Source organism: Geomonas azotofigens (assembly GCF_018919395.1).
Classification (GTDB): domain Bacteria; phylum Desulfobacterota; class Desulfuromonadia; order Geobacterales; family Geobacteraceae; genus Geomonas; species Geomonas azotofigens.
Genome location: NZ_JAHLME010000009.1, coordinates 110932 through 129277, shown reverse-complemented (window position 1 = coordinate 129277; position 18346 = coordinate 110932). Strand labels below are relative to the sequence as shown.

The following is an 18346-nucleotide window of genomic DNA, read 5'->3' as shown; positions in this document are numbered from 1 at the left end:
ATCCGATTCTAGTTTGAAACAACTGACTTGTTACATTTTGAAACTCGCAAATGCTGTTTCGTCTACTATTTAGTTTTCAAAGACCAAGCCGCCGTGTTGCGACAGACTCAGCACCCTACCTGAACCGCTGCCGCCTGTCAAGATTTTCTTTCAAAAAACTTTCGAGGCATTTTGCAGTGGCAAAACCCGAAGGTTGTGCCAGAAAGGCGGCCAGCGCACCGCAAGGTGCTACTGTGGCCCTTCTTCCTGCCGGCTCTATTTGGTTGCAAAGAACGCCGCGTCTTGCTGCGGAGTCGACGTTTATAACAAAGCCGTTCCCGACCGTCAACGATTTAATGAGTAAAATTCTTTAACCTCGACCAGTTCCCCACAATGACCAACCGGAAACTCCAAAGATCACCGCACTGACAAAAGAGGATTCAAAAGGAGACGACACACAATTCAGATAGGAAGAGGGAGATCTGCGGGAAGTATCTAGTTGTCACAGGTGGATGGGGAGACAAGGTCAAATGATAGCCGGTGGATACCGGGCTGTCAAACTTAAAAAAGCGTAACCTCAAGCGCCAGCGGCATAAACTCACATGACATGGCAACTGCGGTTACGCTTTTTTCCTTGTTTTCCAAGAGAGGACAGGAGACTTAACTCTTGGTATAGAGCACGGCCACGGCGCGGGCGCGAACTTCCCCGACCGAGACATAACCGTGCGGCTCGGAGGATTCGTAGTAAATGCTGTCACCGGGGTAGAGTCGCATCACCTCGTCGGCGTAGTGGAACTCCAGTTCGCCATCGAGCAGGTAGAGGAACTCCACCCCTTCATGACTGTAGAAAAGACTGGTATCCCATTCGCGCTGCTCGAACTCGATCAGGAACGGCTCCACCTTCTTCTGGCGCATGCCCGGTGCGAGCGGCTTATACATATAGCCCTGCTGCACGGCGTCCTTGCCGGGACGGCGCTGGCTCCCCAGCGGGGATTGGTCGCCGCGAGTCAGCATGAACTTCTGCCGGTCGCCCGCCTCCTCGAAGAAGTAGTGGATGCCGACCTTGAGGCCCTTCGCGATCTTCAGCAGTGTGGCAATGGGCGGGGTAACCTGGTCGTTCTCGATCTGCGACAGGAGCGGCTTGGACAGTCCGGTCATGTCAGCCAGGGCCTGGAGGGTGAGCCGTTGTTCCTGGCGCAGTCCACGCACCTTCTCACCCAGCTTCATCTCTCTTATTTCCTGTTTGATCTTCTCTTGCACGCAGCACCCCCGTTTCTGCATATATATGCAAATACCCATCAGCCGTCAAGGGGTATTTGCACAACTGTGAGAGAGTTGCTGAATCTGCCGAAGGGGTTGACATCAATCCGGTTTTTGGCTACGCTTTTTTCTTCCCGCTAAGCCTTTCATTTAAAGGAGCGACAAATGAAAAGCGTCCGACTACTCGTTGTCTTCCTCATCCTTTCTACTATCCTGTCTTCTTGCAAAAAGAAAGAAGGCGCGCTGCTGTATGAATCGGATCGAAAAGAATCTGTACCAGCTCCGGTCCAGGAAGTTCCCAAAGACATTCTGAACACCCAGCAAGCCTTCACCTCCCTGGTGAAGAAAGTCACTCCTTCAGTAGTAAACATCTCCACCATTGGCAAGAAGAAACTCGTCCGCCCGTTCTTCGAAGGCTCCCCCTTCTTCGAAGATTTCTTCGGGGATTCGGCGCGTCCGCAGTACCGCAGGGAAAGCAGCCTCGGCTCCGGCTTCATCCTGAACAAGGAAGGGTACATCGTCACCAACGACCACGTGGTCAGGGACGCGGAGACGATCCAGGTCAAACTCTCCAATGAAAGCGTCTACACCGGCAAGGTGATAGGTTCCGACCCCAAGACCGATATAGCTGTCATCAAGATCAACGCCAAGGAACCGCTGCCGGCCGCGGTGCTCGGCGACTCCAGCAAGCTGCAGGTCGGGCAGTGGGCGATCGCCATCGGCAACCCCTTCGGCCTGGACCGCACCGTGACCGTCGGTGTCGTCTCCGCCACCGGCAGATCCAACATGGGGATCGAGACCTACGAGGACTTCATCCAGACCGACGCCTCCATCAACCCGGGCAACTCCGGGGGACCTCTGCTCAACATCTACGGCGAGGTGATCGGCATCAACACCGCCATCGTCGCGGCCGGGCAAGGGATCGGCTTCGCCATACCGGTCAACATGGCCAAGCAGGTGGTGACCCAGCTGATCAGCAAAGGCAACGTAAGCCGCGGCTGGCTCGGCGTCTCCATCCAGTCCGTCACCGAGGAGATGGCCAAGTCATTCGCCCTTCCCAAGGCCGGCGGCGCCCTGGTCAACGACGTGGTCCCCGGCGGCCCCGCCGCCAAGGCCGGCATCATGCAAGGGGACATCATCACCGGATTTAACGGCGAGAGCGTCAAGGACGTGCGCCAACTGCAGCGCCTGGTCGGGGAGACCCCCATCGGCAAGAAGGTCGACATCCAGCTGTACCGCAACGGCAAAGAGTTGAAGGTCTCGGTAACCACCGCCCCCGCCGAGAGCGCGCCGGCGCAATCGCAGATGCAGCGTCCGGAGCGCGAGGCCGGACTGCTCGGGCTCTCGGTCGAGGAACTGGGGCCGGAGATGCGGCGGCGCGGCATCACCGGGGTCGTGGTAAGCGACCTCGAGCCCGGCGGCATCGCGGAGGAAAGCGGCATCCAGCGCGGCGACGTCATCGTGTCGGTGAACCAGAAGAAGGTGCGTAACCTCGCGGAGTACCAAAAGGCGATGAAGGATGCCAACAACCGGGGCGCGGTGGCCCTCCTGGTGAGGCGCGGAAACGCGAACATCTATTTCGCCTTAAAATTAAGATAGAATCTTGATCGAAAACTGCGTATAGTGTCCCCTGATATTTGACCGCCAGGGAGTGATCGATGAGTCTCATTGAAAACCAGGATCAGGCCAGAAGGCTTGCCAGGGCCATCGTATCGGATGTCGCCCTTTACAATCGTGAGAAGGTTGAGCAGGGGATCAAGGACGACAACATCTTCGAACTCCTCAGCGACCAGCTCGCCGAAGGAAGGGAGCATTTCCAATCCAGGGTGAGCCAGGAACTGGCGCAATCGAACATATTCGACATCGCCGTGGTCGACGTCCTCATCAAGCGGGCGGGGAAGATCGAATCCAACATCTGGTAAGCTGTACCACATCCGCACTAGACACGACCCGGGCGCGCTTCCATTAGAAACGCGCCCGCGCTTTTTTTACCGGAGTACCCTCTCCCAGGAGAATAAACCACAGATGGACCCCATTGAACTTACCTTCCCTTACGGCGCTGATCCCGAGCGGCTGGACAGTTTCATCTCCCGCAGCGTCCCCGAACTCACCCGCTCCGCCGCCCTGAGGCTCATTGAAACCGGCCAGGCCACGGTGAACGGGCAGCCGCAAAAGCCCGCCCTGAAGCTGAAGGGGGGCGAGGCGGTCACCGTGACCATCCCGCCGCCGACGCCCGCCCAACCGCAACCGGAAGAGATCCCGCTCGAGGTGCTCTACGAGGATGGCGACGTCGTGGTGGTGAACAAGGGAGCGGGGATGGTGGTCCATCCCGGAGCGGGCAACCCCGAGGGGACGCTCGTGAACGCGCTTTTGGCCCACTGCAAGGATCTCTCGGGGATCGGCGGCGAACTGCGTCCCGGCATCGTGCACCGCATCGACAAGGACACCTCCGGAACACTGGTGATCGCCAAGAGCGACCGGGCCCACAACGGGCTCGCCGAGCAGTTCAAGGTGCACAGCATCAAGCGGATCTACCTCGCGCTGGTGTACGGCAGCCCCAAGGAGGACAGGGGTCGCATCGAATCCGTCATCGGCCGCCATCCCGTGGAGCGCAAGAAGATGTCGGGCAAGGCCCGGCATGGCAAGAACGCCATCACCCACTGGCGCGTCGAGGCACGCTACCCCGGTGTGACGCTGGTGCGCCTGAAGCTGGAGACGGGGCGTACGCACCAGATCAGGGTGCATCTCTCCGAGGCGGGGCATCCGCTTCTGGCCGACGAGGTCTACGGCGGCGGCAGCCGGCTGACCCAGCTGAAGGATCCGGTCCTCAAGCAGATGATCAAGGCGATGGGGCGCCAGGCCCTGCACGCGAAGACCCTCGGCTTCCTCCACCCGGTCACCGGGGAATATCTTGAGTTCGACACGGAGCTGCCGCCGGACATGGCCGGCATCATCGCTTACCTGGAAGAGAAAAACAGGGGCTAGGGACTGGGGGCTAGGGAAACCACCCCTCTGAGCTCTCGGCACCTGCGCCCCTCAGCTACTCATATACATATAAAGAGGTGTCATACATGGAAATGCAGAAAGCAGGAAAAATCCAGTACCTGAAGCCGCGGCTCGCCGCAGGCGCCGTCGCCGGCTTCACCACGCGCCACGAAGGGGTATCGCGTCCCCCGTACAACTCTCTGAACCTGGGGAGCAACACGCTGGACTCCTCGCACAACGTGGAGGGGAACCGCAGCCTGCTCGCCCGCAGCCTGGGCGCGACGCTGGACCGCTTCCTCACCGTGAGCCAGGTGCACGGCACCGACCTCCTGGTGATCGACGCGCCCAACCAGGAACTGTCCCACTTCTTGAAGCTCGAATGCGACGGCATCGTCACCAACCAGCCCGGCATCATGATCGCCGTCTGCGTCGCCGACTGCGTCCCGGTCCTGCTGCACGACCCGGTGCAGAAGGTGGTGGCCGCGCTGCACGCGGGGTGGCAGGGGACCGCGGGCAACATCGCCGCCAAGGGGGTGGAGGCGCTGGTGAACCTGTTCGGCTGCGCCAAGAAGGACATCCGCGCGGCGATCGGCCCCCACATCGGCGCCTGCTGCTACGAGGTGGACGCCCCGGTCCGCGACGCCTTCAAACAGGCCGGCATGGCCTGGGACCTCTGCGCCACCGCGCAGGGTGAAGGGAAGTGGATGCTCGACCTGGGCAAGGCCAACCGCCAGCTGCTCCTGGACGCCGGCATCGCCGCGGAGCAGATCCAGATGAGCGAGCACTGCGTCAGCTGCAACCAGGAGCTCTTTTTCTCCTACCGCCGCGACGACGGGGACACCGGCAGGCAGGTGGGCTTCATTATGCTGGAAGGGGAGCAATAAGCTGTAGCGCTCCGGCTAAGCTTCTGATATAAGACGGCGGAGAGTTAGAATCCTTTACAGGAGGCGTCAACAGATGAGGATCTTGTTCAAAGTTGCCCTGCTCATGGTGGCGACCGGCGCGCTTTTCGGCTGCGCCCACAATTACTACAACATTCCCCAGGAAACCCTGGAGAAGAAGGTGCGCACCATCGGAGTCGCGCCGTTCTTCACCGACGCCGAGAGCGACATCAAGCACCCGGAGAAGCCGGCCATCCTCTCCATCGTGCGCGGCTACAACTTCAAAAACGAGAAGGAGTTGGTGGCGAGGATCAGGAGCACCGGCATCTTCTACGCGGTGCGCCCCGTGACGGCGGACCCCGACCGGCTGTTCAACTCCCTGGTCTGGAACCGCGAAAAGCGCGACGACGCAGGCATCATCTACAACAAGTACTTCTTCAAGAAAGACGACCTGAAACAGCTCATGACCGAAAACGGTCTGGACGCGGTCCTTTTCGTGACGGTAAGCGGCCTCACCAAGCCGGCGAAGGTCTATTCCAGCAACTTGTTTTCCTACCTGGAGACGGACTACAACTACCTTTCCATGTCCGCCGTGATGCTGGACCGCGAGGGGACCACCATCTGGGAATACCCGAACTTCCGGCGCCAATCCCCGTCCTACCCGATGTTCTTCTCGCTGCAGTACCCCGACTTCGACGAGGCGGCGGCAAACCTCACCGACAAGGTCGACGTGAAGTTCAAGACCGTGGCCGGCGTTACCACGGCGTTCGCGAAGAGCGAGCCATCTTCCGTCCCTAACGGCCCCGAGGTTTCCACCCTCTACGTGAAGCAGTTCGACGAGATGCTGGCGCTCATGCAGACCTACCAGCCGCTTTTCGGCGCGAAGGAGAAGGAAAAGGAGACGCCGCCCGCTCCGGCGAACGCGCCGGTCTACTACACGCCGCCGGCTGCACCCGCCGCATCGCCGGCACCTGCGGCACCAGCGGCACCCGTCACACCGGCGGCGCCCCAGGCCGCGGCACCGGCGGCAGCAGCTCCCGCTCCGGCCACCGCTGCGACAGCGGCGCCTGCCGGGCCGGCACCGATCACCTCGGTGGACATTGTCCCGGAACAACCTGCCGTGAAGTAGTAGCGGCAATCCCCCCCGAGCCCCCTCCCGCAAGGGGCGGGGGGACCAGCGGCAGGTTCCGCAAGAGCCACAAACAAAAAGGCGGCGCCCGAGATTCGTTCTCGGTGCCGCCTTTTTTTATTCACGCGCATGGCCTTAGCTACAGCTCCTCGAAATCCTCCGATTCCTCCGGGTTTTCCTCCTCGCCGTCACCCTCTTCCTCGTCGTCGTAGTCCTCCTCGACAACGCGCTTGAGAAATTCCTTGTTGCTTTCGATGAGCCTGCGGATCTCCCCGGCCAGTTCATCGAGGTCCTCGTGTTCCACAGTTACGCCTCCCCTCCCTTGCGCAGCAAGGCCTTGCGATACAGTTCGAGGTATTTGTGCACGGAATTCTGCCAGGAGTAGTCGCTGCTCATGCCGCGACGCATCAGCTTCTTCCAGAACGCCTTGTCCTGGTAGGCGGTAAGTGCCCGGTTCATGGCCTCCCAGAGCGCCTCCGCGCTGTACTCGTCGAAGACGAACCCGTTGGGGGCCTTGTCGTTGTCGCGGGGGTCGAAGACACTGTCGGCGAGCCCACCGGTCCTGCGCACCACCGGAACCGTGCCGTAGCGCATGGCGATCAGCTGTCCAAGCCCGCAGGGCTCGAAGAAGGAAGGCATCAGGAACAGGTCGCTGCCGGCGTAGATCTTGGGCGCCAGCGAGTGGTCGAAGCCGCTGGTGAAGGCGATGTTGCGGGCACCGGCGGCCTTGATGTCATTGAAGGCCTTCAGGTAGCGCTCCTCGCCGTTGCCCAGCAGCACCAGCTGCATCGGGGCCTTGGCGATCAGCGGCAGGAGCTCGGTGATCAGGTCGAACCCTTTCTGGGCCACCATGCGGGAGACCATGCCGAACACCGGAATCTCCGGCGCGCTAGCGAGCCCCATGAGCCGCTGCAGCCCGATCTTGTCGACCATCTTGCCCGAGAGGGAGGCGTGGCTGTAGTTCTTCATGATCTCCCGGTCCATGGCCGGGTTCCACTCCTCGTAGTCGAGCCCGTTGAGGATGCCGACCAGGTCGTCCTTCCGGGTCTGCAGCACCCCGTGCAGCCCGCACCCCATCTCCGGGGTCCGGATCTCGCGGCAGTACGCCTCGGAGACGGTGGTCACGATATCGGCGGTGAGGATGCCCCCCTTGAGGAGGTTGACCTTGCCGTAGAATTCCAGGCCGTCGATGGTGAAGCACTCCCTGGAGAGCCCCATGGTCGGCAGCTCCTCCTTGGGGAAGAGCCCCTGGTAGGCGAGGTTGTGTATGGTGAAGATGACACCGGTCCTCGCGAAGAAGGGATCGTTCTTGCGCTCGTGCTTCAAGTAATGGGGGATCAGCGCGGTCTGCCAGTCGTGGCAGTGGATGATGTCCGGCCTGAAGTCCATCTTCTTCAAGAGCTCCAGGACGCAGCGACAGAAGAAGGAAAAGCGCTGGGCGTTGTCGGGATAATCGCCGCCGGGGGTGCCGTAGAGCTCCTCGCGGGCGAAATATTCCTTGTTCTCAATGAGGTAGACCGGGATCTCCCCGAGCGAAGCCTGGCGCAGGAAACCTTTCTTCTCGACGCCGTCAACCATGACCGAGGCGCTCTTGCGCCCCTTGCGGACCGCCATCCCCCCCCGCTCTACCACCGAGTAGAAGGGCATCATGATCCGCACGTCATGGCCAAGCGTCTTCAGAGTCTTCGGGAGCGCGCTGGCGACATCCGCCAGGCCTCCGGTCTTTGCGAAGGGAGTGACCTCTGACGCAACAAACAAAATCTTCATGTAAAACCTCTAACACCCTGGAATTATAGGCACATTCTAGATTAAGAGCGGCCCCGGGTAAAGTTTTTTTGCAAAAGAAAAATTTAAGATGGGTCCGGTTCGCACGGCGGCAGCTCCTTGAGCGCCCCCGGCTCCATCCCCAGGCCGGGCCCAGCGTAGGCCAGCGCGAGCGGCGCCTCGGTCGGCCACCGCCCGATCAGGTTCGCCCCCCGGGAGTGGGTCAGGTAGCAGCAGAGCCGGTCCCCGGCGTCGAGCCGCAGCGCCGGGAGCGGGACGCGCAGCTGCGCGCTGCGGCCGACCCGGTAGCGCGCCACCCCGCCGGCGGGTTGCCACGCCCCCTCCTTCAAGAGCTGCAGCTCCCCCTCGCCGTCGCCGGGTTTCATCTCGATGCGGTACTCCCCCCCTCCCCTCAGATGCAGCGACAGGCGGTCCCCCGGCTGCAGGAGCTTTTCCAGCGACTGCACCCCGTCGATCCTGAAATAGAAGTAGTCGAGGTCGTAGCCGTAGAAGAACGATTGCAGCCCCGCGTCGGCGGCGTGCATCGCCGCCCCCTGCCGGGTCAGGTCGTACAGTCCCGCTGAGAGCCACTCAAAGTAATCGTCTGCCGCGGCGCTCAGGGAGGGAGTGATAAGCCGCGCCGGACCGCGGACGAACCCGGCGGGATGCTGCTTCTTGATCGGCTCGTGCAGTTCCCCGGGAACCTCCAGCGCCAGCAGCCGGTAGACGTTGATCAGGTGGCTGCGGAACAACAGGTCGAAACAGCCGGCGTGGGGGGAGAAGTGGTCGTCGCCGTACCACCAGAACCAGTCGCTCCCCTGTGCCGCGTAGAGGGCCTTGCAGGCGCGCCGGGCCGCCTCGTCGCCGCTGGCGCCACCGGAAAGGAGCTGGGCCACCTCGGGACTGTGGTGCACCGCGGCCTGCCTCGCCTTCGCCAGGTACTCCCATCCCAGGTTCTCCTCGGGATGGCCGATCCAGATGCCGTAATCGGCGTTGATCCAGGAGCCCGGGTGCACGTGCCGCAGCACCCGCCGCTCCGGGACCCGCTCCAGCACCTCCGAAAAGGTTGCCGGCTCCACCCCCGGCGTCTGGGCCAGCGCGGCGTAGAGCCTGGAGAGAAAGGGAAGCCCGTTGTGCTGGTAGTGCTCCCAGGCGTTCTCCCCGTCCAGGATCACCGAGACCACCCGGGGCGAGCGGGATTGCTGCCGGATCTCCTTCACCCGCCCGACGAAGTCCGCGACGGCCCGCTCCGCCTCCCACTGGGAGTAGGTGAAACCGATCTGGTCCGAGAGCACCTGGTCCCGGAAGAACAGGGCGATCTCCTTCCCCCCCTGCTGGAACAGGTAGGGGTGATAGAGCTCTTCCCGGTCGTGGCCCAAGCCCCCGGGGAGGGTGTGGCCCAGCACCCGCTCGTCCGAGGCGGTCCAGCAAAGCCCCTCCTGCGCCATGATCTCGAGCGCCTCGTCGCTCACCGACCCCTCAGCCGGCCAGATGCCGCGCGGCCGGAAGCCGAACAGCCTCTCGAAACTCTCGATGCCGTGCGCCACCTGCCCCCGCGCGTCCTCCGGGTAGCGGATGTCGACCTTGGGGAGGCTCGCGCCCGGAAGCGCCACCCGCGCGATGCGCGAGTCGCACAGAAGCGGCAGGATGGGATGGAAGTACGGGGTCACCGAAAGCTCCACCTTCCCTTCCAGGTGCAGCCTTCGGTACAGCGGGATGATCTCCGAGATCAGCTCGCGCTGGGTGTCGAACAGCAAGGCCTTGTCCGCGGCGTCGAACCCCTTCCCCTTGCGGATCAGCTCCCCGAAGACCGGGAAGCGGCGCCGGGCGGCCTCACCGGTCCAGGCGAGGTAGAACCAGACCTGCAGGTCGAGGAGGTCCCGCTCCGCGAAGAGGGGCGCCCGGGAGGCGGCGGTACCCGGCACCCCGTCGCCGGCCATCCGGTACAGCTCCAGGTAGCGCGGATAGGGCTCGATCATGCGCCGCTTGTTGGCGGAGAAGAAGTTCTCCAGCAAAAAGAGCCGCTCCGCCTGTTCCAGGTCCGCCGGGGCCTTGCGCGCGAGGCTCAGGTAGGGGTCGACCGCCTCGCCGCAGGCGTAGTCGAGGATCTGTTCCAAAAGCGAGGGGACCAGATTGAAGACAACCTTGGCGCCGGGGCTGTCCGCGACGATGGCGGGCATGTCGTAGTAGTCCTTTACCGCATGGAGGTAGGCCCAGGGGAGCAGGTACTCCCCCCGGACCGGATCCTTGTAGAAAGGCTGGTGCATGTGCCAAAGCAGCGTGAGGTACAGTGGTTCGCTCATCCTATCCCCTTGATGCGGCCCGGGCCGCCGCCTCTACTGGGCCAGCTCCTTTTTCCAGCGCTCCACCTTCTGCATGTACTCTTCGAGCAGCCTCTGCGCCGCCTTGGGGTCCTTGGCCTCGGCCACCACGTGGATCACCGGCTGGTACTGGTCGGGGAGCACCAGCACCCAGTCGTTGCCGAAGGAGACCTTGATGCCGTCGATGAAGGAGGCCTCCTTGTCCAGGCTGTCCTCGCTCATCTTGCGCATGATCCCCCCTTTCTTCTCCCAGACGCAGGGGACCCGCCCCTGCAGGAAGGAGCTCTTGGGGATCTCCTTCAGGACGCGCGACAGCGGCACCCCGGCGGTGGCAGAGAGCTCGATGGTCTTGGCGATGGTGAACATGCCGTCGAAGGCGGCCTGGAACTTCGGGAAGGCGAAGCGCCCCGCCATGGAGCCCGCCATCACCACCTCCGGCGAGATGGCCGCCTCGATCATGGCGCGGTCCATGCTCTTGGTGCGGCGCACCGAGCTGCCGTTCTCCTGGGCGATCTCCTCGATCACCGACGGGGCCGATACCGGGACGGCGAAAGCCCCCCTGGCGCCGCTTTTCAGCATGAGCGAGGTCATGAGCGCCAGGAATTCCTCGGGCCGGTAGATCTTGCCCGTCTCGTCCACCAGCACCACCTCCTCGACGGTGGGATCGAGCCAGAAGCCGGCCCGCGCCTCCAGCGTCATCACGATCTTGGCCAGCTGCTGCAGGGAGTTGGGCTTCTCGTCCACCGTCTTCGAGCCGCGCTGCTCGTCGAGGTAGGTGTTGAGCCCGATCACCTCGCACCCCAAATCGTTCAGGATCTGGGGGAGGATCTGCCCGGCCGGCGAGTGGTTGAAGTCGATGACCACCTTGGCCCGTGAGCTGCGGATGACCTGCTGGTCCACACCCCGGAAGAACCCCTCGCGGTAGAAGTCCATCACCTGCGGCAGCTCGGTGATCCCGCCCGGCTCCATGTGGTGGGCGCGCCGGAAGTTCTCCTTGTAGAAGATGCGCTCGATGTTCTTCCCCATGGAGGAGGAGAAGTCGAGGCCGTCGGCGTCGAGAAAGACGATCTCGGTGGTGGCCGGATCCTCCAGCGACTGGCGGAAGTGCACCCCGCCCACCTCGCCGAAGGTGCGCAGCTTGTAGCGCAGGATGGGAAGCGACACCATCCTGATGTCGCGCACGTTGACGCCGGCGGAGAGGATCCCACCCAGAAAGCTCCGTTTCAGCATGCGCGAGGAGAGGGTCGTATCGCGCCCGACCAGGACGTGGCTTCCCTTGGGGAGGGAGGTGCCGTAGGCGCAGCCGAGCTTCGCCACGAACTCCGGGGTGAGTTCGATGTTGGTGAGCCCCTTGATCATCTCCCCCTCGAACAGGGACTTCTTCCAGCGCTCCCCCCAGATCAGGTTGCCGGTGACGGTGGAGCCCGCCTCGATCAGCTTCCGGGGCCAGATCTTAACGTCCCGCTTGATGTAGCTCTCCTCGCCGATGGCGGTGTCGTCGGCCACCACCCCCCCCTCTTCCATGACGGTCGCGGACCCCACGCTCACGTTGTTGCAGATGACGCAGTCGTTGATCTTGGCGCTCTTCTTGATGTAGACGTTGTCCCAGACCACGGCCCGGGTCAGCTTCACCCCCGGCTCGATGATGCAGTTGCGGCCGATCACCGAGTCCTTGATCTCGGCGCCCCCCTGGACCTGGGAGTTGTCCCCCACCACGACCGTCCCTTCCACCACGGTCCCCTCGCCGAGCCTCACGTCCACGCCGACCCTCAAGTCCACGCCGGCCATCTCGCGGCGCGGCTCGTCCACCTTGACCCCCACCTTCCCCTTGAGGATGTCGTGGTGCGCCTCGCGGTAGGAATCGGTGTTGCCGATGTCCCGCCAGTACCCCTTGACCGGGAAGCCGAACAAGGCCGACTTCTTCTTCAACAGAAGGGGAAAGAGGTCCTGGGAGAAGTCGAAGTTCTCCCCCTCGGGGATGAACTTGAAGATTTCCGGTTCGAGGACGTAGATGCCGGTGTTGATGGTGTCGGAGATGACCTCGCCCCACCCCGGCTTCTCCAGGAACTGGGTGATGCGCTTCTCCTTGTCCGTGATCACCACGCCAAACTGCAAGGGGTCCTTCACGGAGGTGAGGGTGATGGTGGCGAGCGCCTTGTTGGCCTCGTGGAAATCGATCACCTTCTGCAGGTTGAAGTCGGTCAGGAGGTCGCCGCTGATGATCAGGAAGCGCTCGTCCAGGAATTTCTCGGCGCACTTGACCGCCCCGGCGGTGCCCATGTCCTCCAGCGGGGTCACGTAGGTGATCCTGACGCCGAGGTCGGCGCCGTCGCGGAAGAAGTTCTTGATCACGCTGGGCTGGTGGTACAGGAGCATGACCAGGTCGGTGATGCCGTGCTTCTTCAGGAGTTCCACGATGTGCAGCATGATGGGACGGTTCATGAGCGGAACCATCGGCTTGGGGATGTTGCAGGTGAGCGGTTGCATGCGGGTACCGAAGCCCCCCGCCATAATCACGGCCTTCATAGGTGCAGCCTCCGGGAATCAGATTGAGGTTAAGGTTGACAAAGAGGGGAAGGGGCCTGGGCCGGCGCCGGGGGGACGACATTGCCGCGTCCCGGCAACATCGACCACGGCCCGCCGGTCACACGTACGCCCCCCGCTGCCGCTTGGCGAGGACCCGGGCGATCTCGTCCTTCAACTCATGCAGATCGCTCGACTTCACCACGTAGCCGTCGGCGAGCCAGGCCGAGAAGTCGTCCTTGTAGCAGGAGAAGGCGGTGCACAGGATCACCGGGATGGTGTGGCGCTCCTTCACGATGCGCTGCAACAGCTCGATGCCGCTCTCGTTCTTCAGTTTGATGTCGATCACGGCCAGGTCGAAGCTCTCCGACTCGAGCTTCTCCACCGCCTCCAGGGCGCTCCCCGCCGTCACCACCTGGTACCCCTCGTCGCTCAGCTCCTGGGCGTACAGCAGCCTGATGTTCGCCTCGTCATCCACCACCAACAGTTTCGCCATCTCAGATGTTCTCCTTTCTGGTCAAAAGCCTGATGCTGTACGTGTTGCCGCCGCCGGGACGGCTTAATATGGTCAAAGAGTTGCCCTGTCGCTCCAGGATGGACTTGCACAACGACAGACCCACCCCGTCGCCGAGCTCCTGGGTCTGGAAGAAGGGGGCGGTGAGCGCCTCCTGCGCAGTCTGGGTGAGCGGCTTGCCGTCGTCGCTGATGCGCAAGAGCACCCCGTCCCCGTCCAACACGCTCTCGATGCGCAATTCCCCTCCCGGCTCCATGGTGGCCAGCGCCGTGGTGGTGATGGTTTTCAGGCAGTAGCTGATCTGCTTGTAGTCGATGCGCACCATGGGGAGCTCGGCGGCGAGCTCCAGGCGGGCGTGCACCCCCGCCTGCGCCAGCGCCCCCTCCAGCTCCCCCATCGCCTTCCCGACCAGTTCGTTCAGGTCCCAGAAGTCGGTGACCGGGAACAGGGATTCCGAGTAGTCGAGCACCTCGCTCAGCACATCCTCTAACTGCCGGGTCTCGCGCACGATCGATTCCAGGTAGCCGCGCCTGTCGTCCTGGTCCGGGGTCGCCTTCAAGAGGGTCCGGGCGAAGCCGCCGATCACCATGAGCGGGTTCCTGATGGAGTGGGCGATGCTGGAGGTGATCTTGCCCACCAGCGCCATCTTCTCCATTTTCACGATCAGTTCCTGCTGCTCGCGCAGCTTCACGTAGGCCGCCTTCTGCTTGGCCACCTCCTCCTGCAGGCGTTCGTACAGGGAGGCGCGCTCGAGGGCGAAGGCGACCGGGAAGGCGAAGGTCTCCAGCGACTGCATGTCCTGCAGGGTGATCGGCTTGTGGGTGATGCAGTTGTCGGCGATGATGACGCCGATGCGGCGGTTCCTGGAGATGAGCGGCATGACCAGGAAGGTGTCGACCCCGAGGATGCGCGCGAGCCCCCGGTCCAGGTCGGGATTATTGAGCGCGTTCTCCACCAGGATCGGCTTCTTGCCGGTGAGGGCCCGGTTGAAGATATGCCCCTGGTCGGCCAGGGGAACCGTGAGCTGGTTCAGGATGTCGTGGAACTTCACCTTCTCGGAACTCAGCTTGGTCTTCTGGAAATCCCGCGCCAGCTGCCTCAGGGTGAAGTTGGAGCGGCTGATGTCCTCCCAGGTGCGCCAGGCCTCCTCGTAGTCCCGGGGTCCCACCCCGAGGTAGCCGCGGATGTGGCGCCGGTCCTTGTCCGTCATCAGCAGGAAGGCGCGGTTCATGCCGAACCCCTTGCCGGCGGTGATGGCGGTCATGGCTATGGAGAGGACCTCGTCCAGATCGAGCGAGGTCTGCAGCACGAGGCCCACCTCGCGCAGGAACTTGATCTCGCGCGTCTTGCTGTTCAAGAAGCTCAGCATGGCGCCCATCTGCGTCTTTTGTTCCTGGAACTCGGTCAGTATGTACGGGAGTACGTCGGAAAGCGGGTAACCCGCCCCCTTCATCCGGGCCAGGTCGTTCTTGAAGCGGGGGCACTCAACGCACTTCTCCACGATCCTGCGGCGCTGGGAAACCAGAAGGTCCTCTTCCCCCTCGCCGATGTACGGGCAGTTCTCGGGCTCGATCTGCTCCCGACTCCAACAACATTCCCAATCCAAGCTCCCTCCGGGGTACGGCACAGAATATGACAGGACGAAACGTGCCAAAGTATAGCAGCCACTTCCGCCATAGCAAGTGTAAATCGGCATATCGAATGAAAATATTAATTAATAATTTAGTTTCAATCGGTTGCGCGACCGGCTACGGCCCGCAAAGGTGCAGACGGCGCAAGGCTTGGCGTGATGTGGTGCGGCAAGGGGGAGGAAAAAGGGAAACGGGACCCGGGAAAAAGGATATAAAGTGACATTAACGCGAAGGGCCCCGCGGTTCTAACCGGGAGCCCTTCCGTACCATCGCTATTGCGTACTCCGCGCCGGCGTCTACTTGCCGGCGATCATCTTCAGCTTCTCCATCTGCATGATGGTCACCTTGTTGCCGTCCAGTTCGATGACCCCCTCGTCCTTCATCTTCTTGAAGGTGCGGGAGAGGGTCTCGCTGACCGTGCCCAGGCGAGAGGCGAGCTCCCCCTTGCGCATGTCCAGCTCGAGGTAGGTTTTCCCCTGGTAGCTGGTGCTCTTGCGGCCGGCCAGGTCCAGGAGGTAGGATGCGAGCCGGGACGGGGCGTCGGCGAAGGAGAGCTCCTCGATCTGCCGCGCGAAGCGGCGCAGCAACAGGGAAAGCGAGGCGATCAGGTTCATGGAGAAACGCGGGTTGCGCTCCAAAAGCCCCATGAAGGCGCCGCGCGGGAAGAAGAGCACGTCTCCCCGCTCCACCCCGCGCGCCTCGGCGGGATACTTGCCGTCGCCGAAAAAGGCGGCCTCGGCGAAGGTCTCCACCGGGTGCACCATGTGCAGCACCTTCTCGCGCCCGTCGGGCGAGATCTTGCACAGCTTGAGCGCCCCCGACGCGAGCAGGTAGAAGCCTTCCGCCTTCTCCCCCTCGGTGAACAGCGTCTCCCCCTTGGCGAAGGGGCGCCGCACCGCGATCTCCGCGAGTTCGACCAGGTACTCGTCTTCCAGGCCCGAGAACAGCAGGGCTTTCCTGATGATGTCCTTGTTTTCCATGCCACCTTTGTACCCAAAATGAAAACCCAGGTCAAGGAGTAGTTCCACCGTGTCCCTCCTTTACTTCCCCGGCCATCTCATGTAAGATCGGCAGTTCATGAAAAAGACCCTGTACCGCTACATTTTCAACGAGATACCACCCCCGTTCCTGGTAGGCATGGTGACTTTCACCTTCGTCCTGCTCATGGGGCGTTTCCTGAAGCTGGCCGAGATGGTGGTCGAGAAGGGGGTACCCTTTACCGACGTCGTGCGCATGGTGAGCTACCTGCTTCCCTCCTTCTGGCTCTTCACCATCCCCATGGCCCTGCTCCTTTCCATACTGCTCGCCTTCGGGCGCCTCTCCGGCGACAGCGAGGTGACCGCCATGAAGAGCTGCGGCATCAGCCTGTACGGCCTGTTCCCTCCGCCGCTGCTCTTCTCGGTGCTGGCCACCCTGGCCTGCCTCTGGGTCCAGGTGTACGCCGTCCCGTGGGGCACCAGTTCCTTCAGGAAGCTGATGCTGGACATCGCCCAGAGCAGCGCCGGCGTCTCCATCAAGGAGAAGGTGTTCAACAACGCCTTCCCCGACATGGTGATCTACGCCGACGCCCTCTCCCCCAAGGGGGAGAGCATGGCCGGGGTGATCGTCCACGACGAGCGCGACCCGAAGACCCCCACCACCGTCTTCGCCGCCACCGGCACGCTCTTCTCCGACCCGCGCAGCCACTCCATGGAATTCCAGCTCAAAAACGGCTCGATCCACCGTAACGAGGCCGGCGCAGGCTACCGCATGGTCCAGTTCCAGGAGTACATCCTGCGGGTGGCCCTGACCGACCCGACGCCCAAGGGGCCCAAGAAAACCAGCGAGATGACCATCGAGGAATTGCGGCACCCGCCTGCCGGGACCTCCAAGAAAGAGCTGCGGTTGCGCCGCCAGGAGCTGCACAGCAGGCTCGCGCTTCCCTTCTCCTGCATCGTGTTCGCCTTCGTGGGGGTACCGCTGGGGATCCAGAACCGCCGTTCGGGCAAGGCGTCCGGCTTCTCGCTCAGCATCGCCGTGATCCTCTGCTACTACGTTGTCCTCTCCGGCTTCGACACGCTCGGCGAGAAAGGGATCCTGCCGCCGGTTCTCTCCGGCTGGGGCCCTAACCTGCTGTTCCTTTTGGGCGGGGGATACCTGTTCATGAAGACTGCGGCGGAGGAACCGCTGCCGCTGACCGCGCTGTTCCAGCACGTGAAGCAAACGGTGCTGACCCGCAGCCGGAAGGGGGCCAAGGCATGAGGATCCTGACCCGCTACGTCGCCAAGGCGTACCTGAGGATGCTGGGCCTTTGCCTGGGCTCCTTCGTCACCATCTACCTCGTGGTCGACTTCATGGAGAAGATCGGCCGCTTCACCCGCTCGGGCGCCTCATGGAAACACCTGGCCCTTTTCTTCATCACCAAGATACCGGAGATGGTGAACGATTCGGCGCCGCTGGCCGTGCTCATGGCGACCCTGCTCACCCTGGGCGCCTTTTCGCTGAGCTCGGAGCTGACCGCCATGCGCAGCTGCGGCGTCAGCCTGGTCCGCATCAGCGCCCCGATCCTGGCCATATCCCTGGTGATGAGCGTGGTGGTGCTGATGCTGGGAGAGTTCGTGATCCCGAAGAGCTACGCCCAGCGCCTCTACATCCAGGAGGTGCTGATCCAGAAAAAGAGCCCGTCCATGTACTTCCGGCAGCACAACATCTGGTACCGCGAGGGGGAGACCGTGCTGCGGGCGAGCCTGTTCGAGCCGAGTCAGAACCAGCTCAAAGGGGTGACGCTGTGGGAGATGCAGCCCAAGACCGGCCTGCCGCTCAGGCGGTCGGACGCGGTCCTCGGGGAGTTGGGAACCGGCGGATGGGTTTTCAGGGATGTGACGGTGCGGGATTTCCGGGACGGCGAGGTGGTGGGGACCAAGAAGTATCCGCTCCTGGCGCTCCCCCTGAAACTCAAGCCGGCAGACCTGAAGGTGCTGGGCAAGTATTCGGACAGCATGACCCTCAGGCAGCTCAGCCGCTACTGCAAGAAGATCCAGGCGGGAGGGTATGACGCCACCCGGTACATCACCCAGTTCCACAGCAGGATCTCGCTCCCCTTCGGCTGCGCCGTCATGGCCTTTCTCGGGATTCCCTTCGCCCTGCGCGGCGGGAGGTCGAGCGGCATCGCGTTCGGGGTGGGACTTTCCATCGCCGTGGGCTTTCTCTACGTGATCATCAACTCGGTGATCATCTCGGTGGGACAGGTCGGCCTGCTCCCCCCCATGGTGGCCGCCTGGGCCACCAACCTCATCTTCCTGGCCGCCGGGGGATGGCTCGCTCTTACCATTGACAACTGACCGGCCAAGGCCGAAAATGGCCCCCGGCGTCGCTGCTAT

Annotated in this window: 15 protein-coding genes; 7 read left to right on the top strand and 8 right to left on the bottom strand. The window is 62.8% G+C overall.

From position 1 onward, the window contains the following. Positions 1-639: 639 nt before the first annotated feature. Positions 640-1260, bottom strand: coding sequence for a helix-turn-helix domain-containing protein (locus KOL99_RS20380; protein WP_216512299.1), 621 nt, complete (start codon positions 1258-1260; stop codon positions 640-642). A 144-nt stretch (positions 1261-1404) separates the two neighbouring features. Here KOL99_RS20380 and KOL99_RS20375 point away from each other — a divergent pair, with 144 nt between their 5' ends. The 5 genes from KOL99_RS20375 (at position 1405) to KOL99_RS20355 (ending at position 6234) form a co-directional block, all read left to right on the top strand. After that, the gene (locus tag KOL99_RS20375) at positions 1405-2838 is read left to right on the top strand and encodes a DegQ family serine endoprotease (RefSeq protein ID WP_216512298.1); all 1434 of its coding nucleotides are present in this window, start codon (positions 1405-1407) and stop codon (positions 2836-2838) included. A gap of 59 nt (positions 2839-2897) precedes the next feature. After that, positions 2898-3161: a hypothetical protein gene (locus KOL99_RS20370; protein WP_216512297.1), complete on the top strand. Its 264-nt coding sequence runs from the start codon at positions 2898-2900 to the stop codon at positions 3159-3161. Positions 3162-3264: 103 nt separating this feature from the next. Continuing rightward, positions 3265-4224 carry an RluA family pseudouridine synthase gene (locus KOL99_RS20365; protein WP_216512296.1) on the top strand — a complete coding sequence of 320 codons (960 nt, stop codon included), beginning with the start codon at positions 3265-3267 and terminating at the stop codon, positions 4222-4224. A gap of 86 nt (positions 4225-4310) precedes the next feature. Further along, positions 4311-5108 (top strand): peptidoglycan editing factor PgeF, encoded by a 798-nt coding sequence (gene pgeF, locus KOL99_RS20360; RefSeq protein ID WP_216512295.1) that lies wholly within the window; start codon positions 4311-4313, stop codon positions 5106-5108. A gap of 73 nt (positions 5109-5181) precedes the next feature. Beyond that, positions 5182-6234 (top strand): hypothetical protein, encoded by a 1053-nt coding sequence (locus tag KOL99_RS20355; RefSeq protein ID WP_216512294.1) that lies wholly within the window; start codon positions 5182-5184, stop codon positions 6232-6234. A 139-nt stretch (positions 6235-6373) separates the two neighbouring features. Here KOL99_RS20355 and KOL99_RS20350 read toward each other — a convergent pair whose 3' ends face one another. From KOL99_RS20350 to KOL99_RS20320, 7 genes are all read right to left on the bottom strand, one after another. Then, complete coding sequence (locus KOL99_RS20350) at positions 6374-6538, bottom strand: hypothetical protein (RefSeq protein WP_216512293.1); 165 nt, start codon at positions 6536-6538, stop codon at positions 6374-6376. A 2-nt stretch (positions 6539-6540) separates the two neighbouring features. Continuing rightward, positions 6541-8001: a glycogen synthase GlgA gene (gene glgA / locus KOL99_RS20345; protein ID WP_216512292.1), complete on the bottom strand. Its 1461-nt coding sequence runs from the start codon at positions 7999-8001 to the stop codon at positions 6541-6543. 83 nt (positions 8002-8084) lie between these two features. Continuing rightward, entirely contained in the window at positions 8085-10301 is a 2217-nt protein-coding gene (locus tag KOL99_RS20340; protein ID WP_216512291.1) for a glycoside hydrolase family 57 protein, read from the bottom strand. A gap of 33 nt (positions 10302-10334) precedes the next feature. Beyond that, positions 10335-12845 carry a mannose-1-phosphate guanyltransferase gene (locus tag KOL99_RS20335; RefSeq protein WP_216512290.1) on the bottom strand — a complete coding sequence of 837 codons (2511 nt, stop codon included), beginning with the start codon at positions 12843-12845 and terminating at the stop codon, positions 10335-10337. Between the two features lie 118 nt (positions 12846-12963). Beyond that, on the bottom strand, positions 12964-13338 hold the full coding sequence (locus KOL99_RS20330) for a response regulator (protein WP_216512289.1): 375 nt from the start codon (positions 13336-13338) through the stop codon (positions 12964-12966). A 1-nt stretch (position 13339) separates the two neighbouring features. Continuing rightward, positions 13340-14962, bottom strand: a complete 1623-nt coding sequence (locus KOL99_RS20325) for a GAF domain-containing sensor histidine kinase (protein ID WP_216512288.1) — start codon at positions 14960-14962, stop codon at positions 13340-13342. 321 nt (positions 14963-15283) lie between these two features. After that, positions 15284-15967, bottom strand: a complete 684-nt coding sequence (locus tag KOL99_RS20320; protein WP_216512302.1) for a Crp/Fnr family transcriptional regulator — start codon at positions 15965-15967, stop codon at positions 15284-15286. Positions 15968-16064: 97 nt separating this feature from the next. Here KOL99_RS20320 and lptF point away from each other — a divergent pair, with 97 nt between their 5' ends. Together lptF and lptG are read left to right on the top strand one after the other, a co-directional pair. Continuing rightward, positions 16065-17228: an LPS export ABC transporter permease LptF gene (lptF, locus tag KOL99_RS20315; RefSeq protein WP_216512287.1), complete on the top strand. Its 1164-nt coding sequence runs from the start codon at positions 16065-16067 to the stop codon at positions 17226-17228. Further along, complete coding sequence (gene lptG / locus KOL99_RS20310; RefSeq protein WP_216512286.1) at positions 17225-18307, top strand: LPS export ABC transporter permease LptG; 1083 nt, start codon at positions 17225-17227, stop codon at positions 18305-18307. Before lptF ends, lptG begins: the two co-directional genes overlap by 4 nt. The last annotated feature ends 39 nt before the right edge of the window (positions 18308-18346 follow it).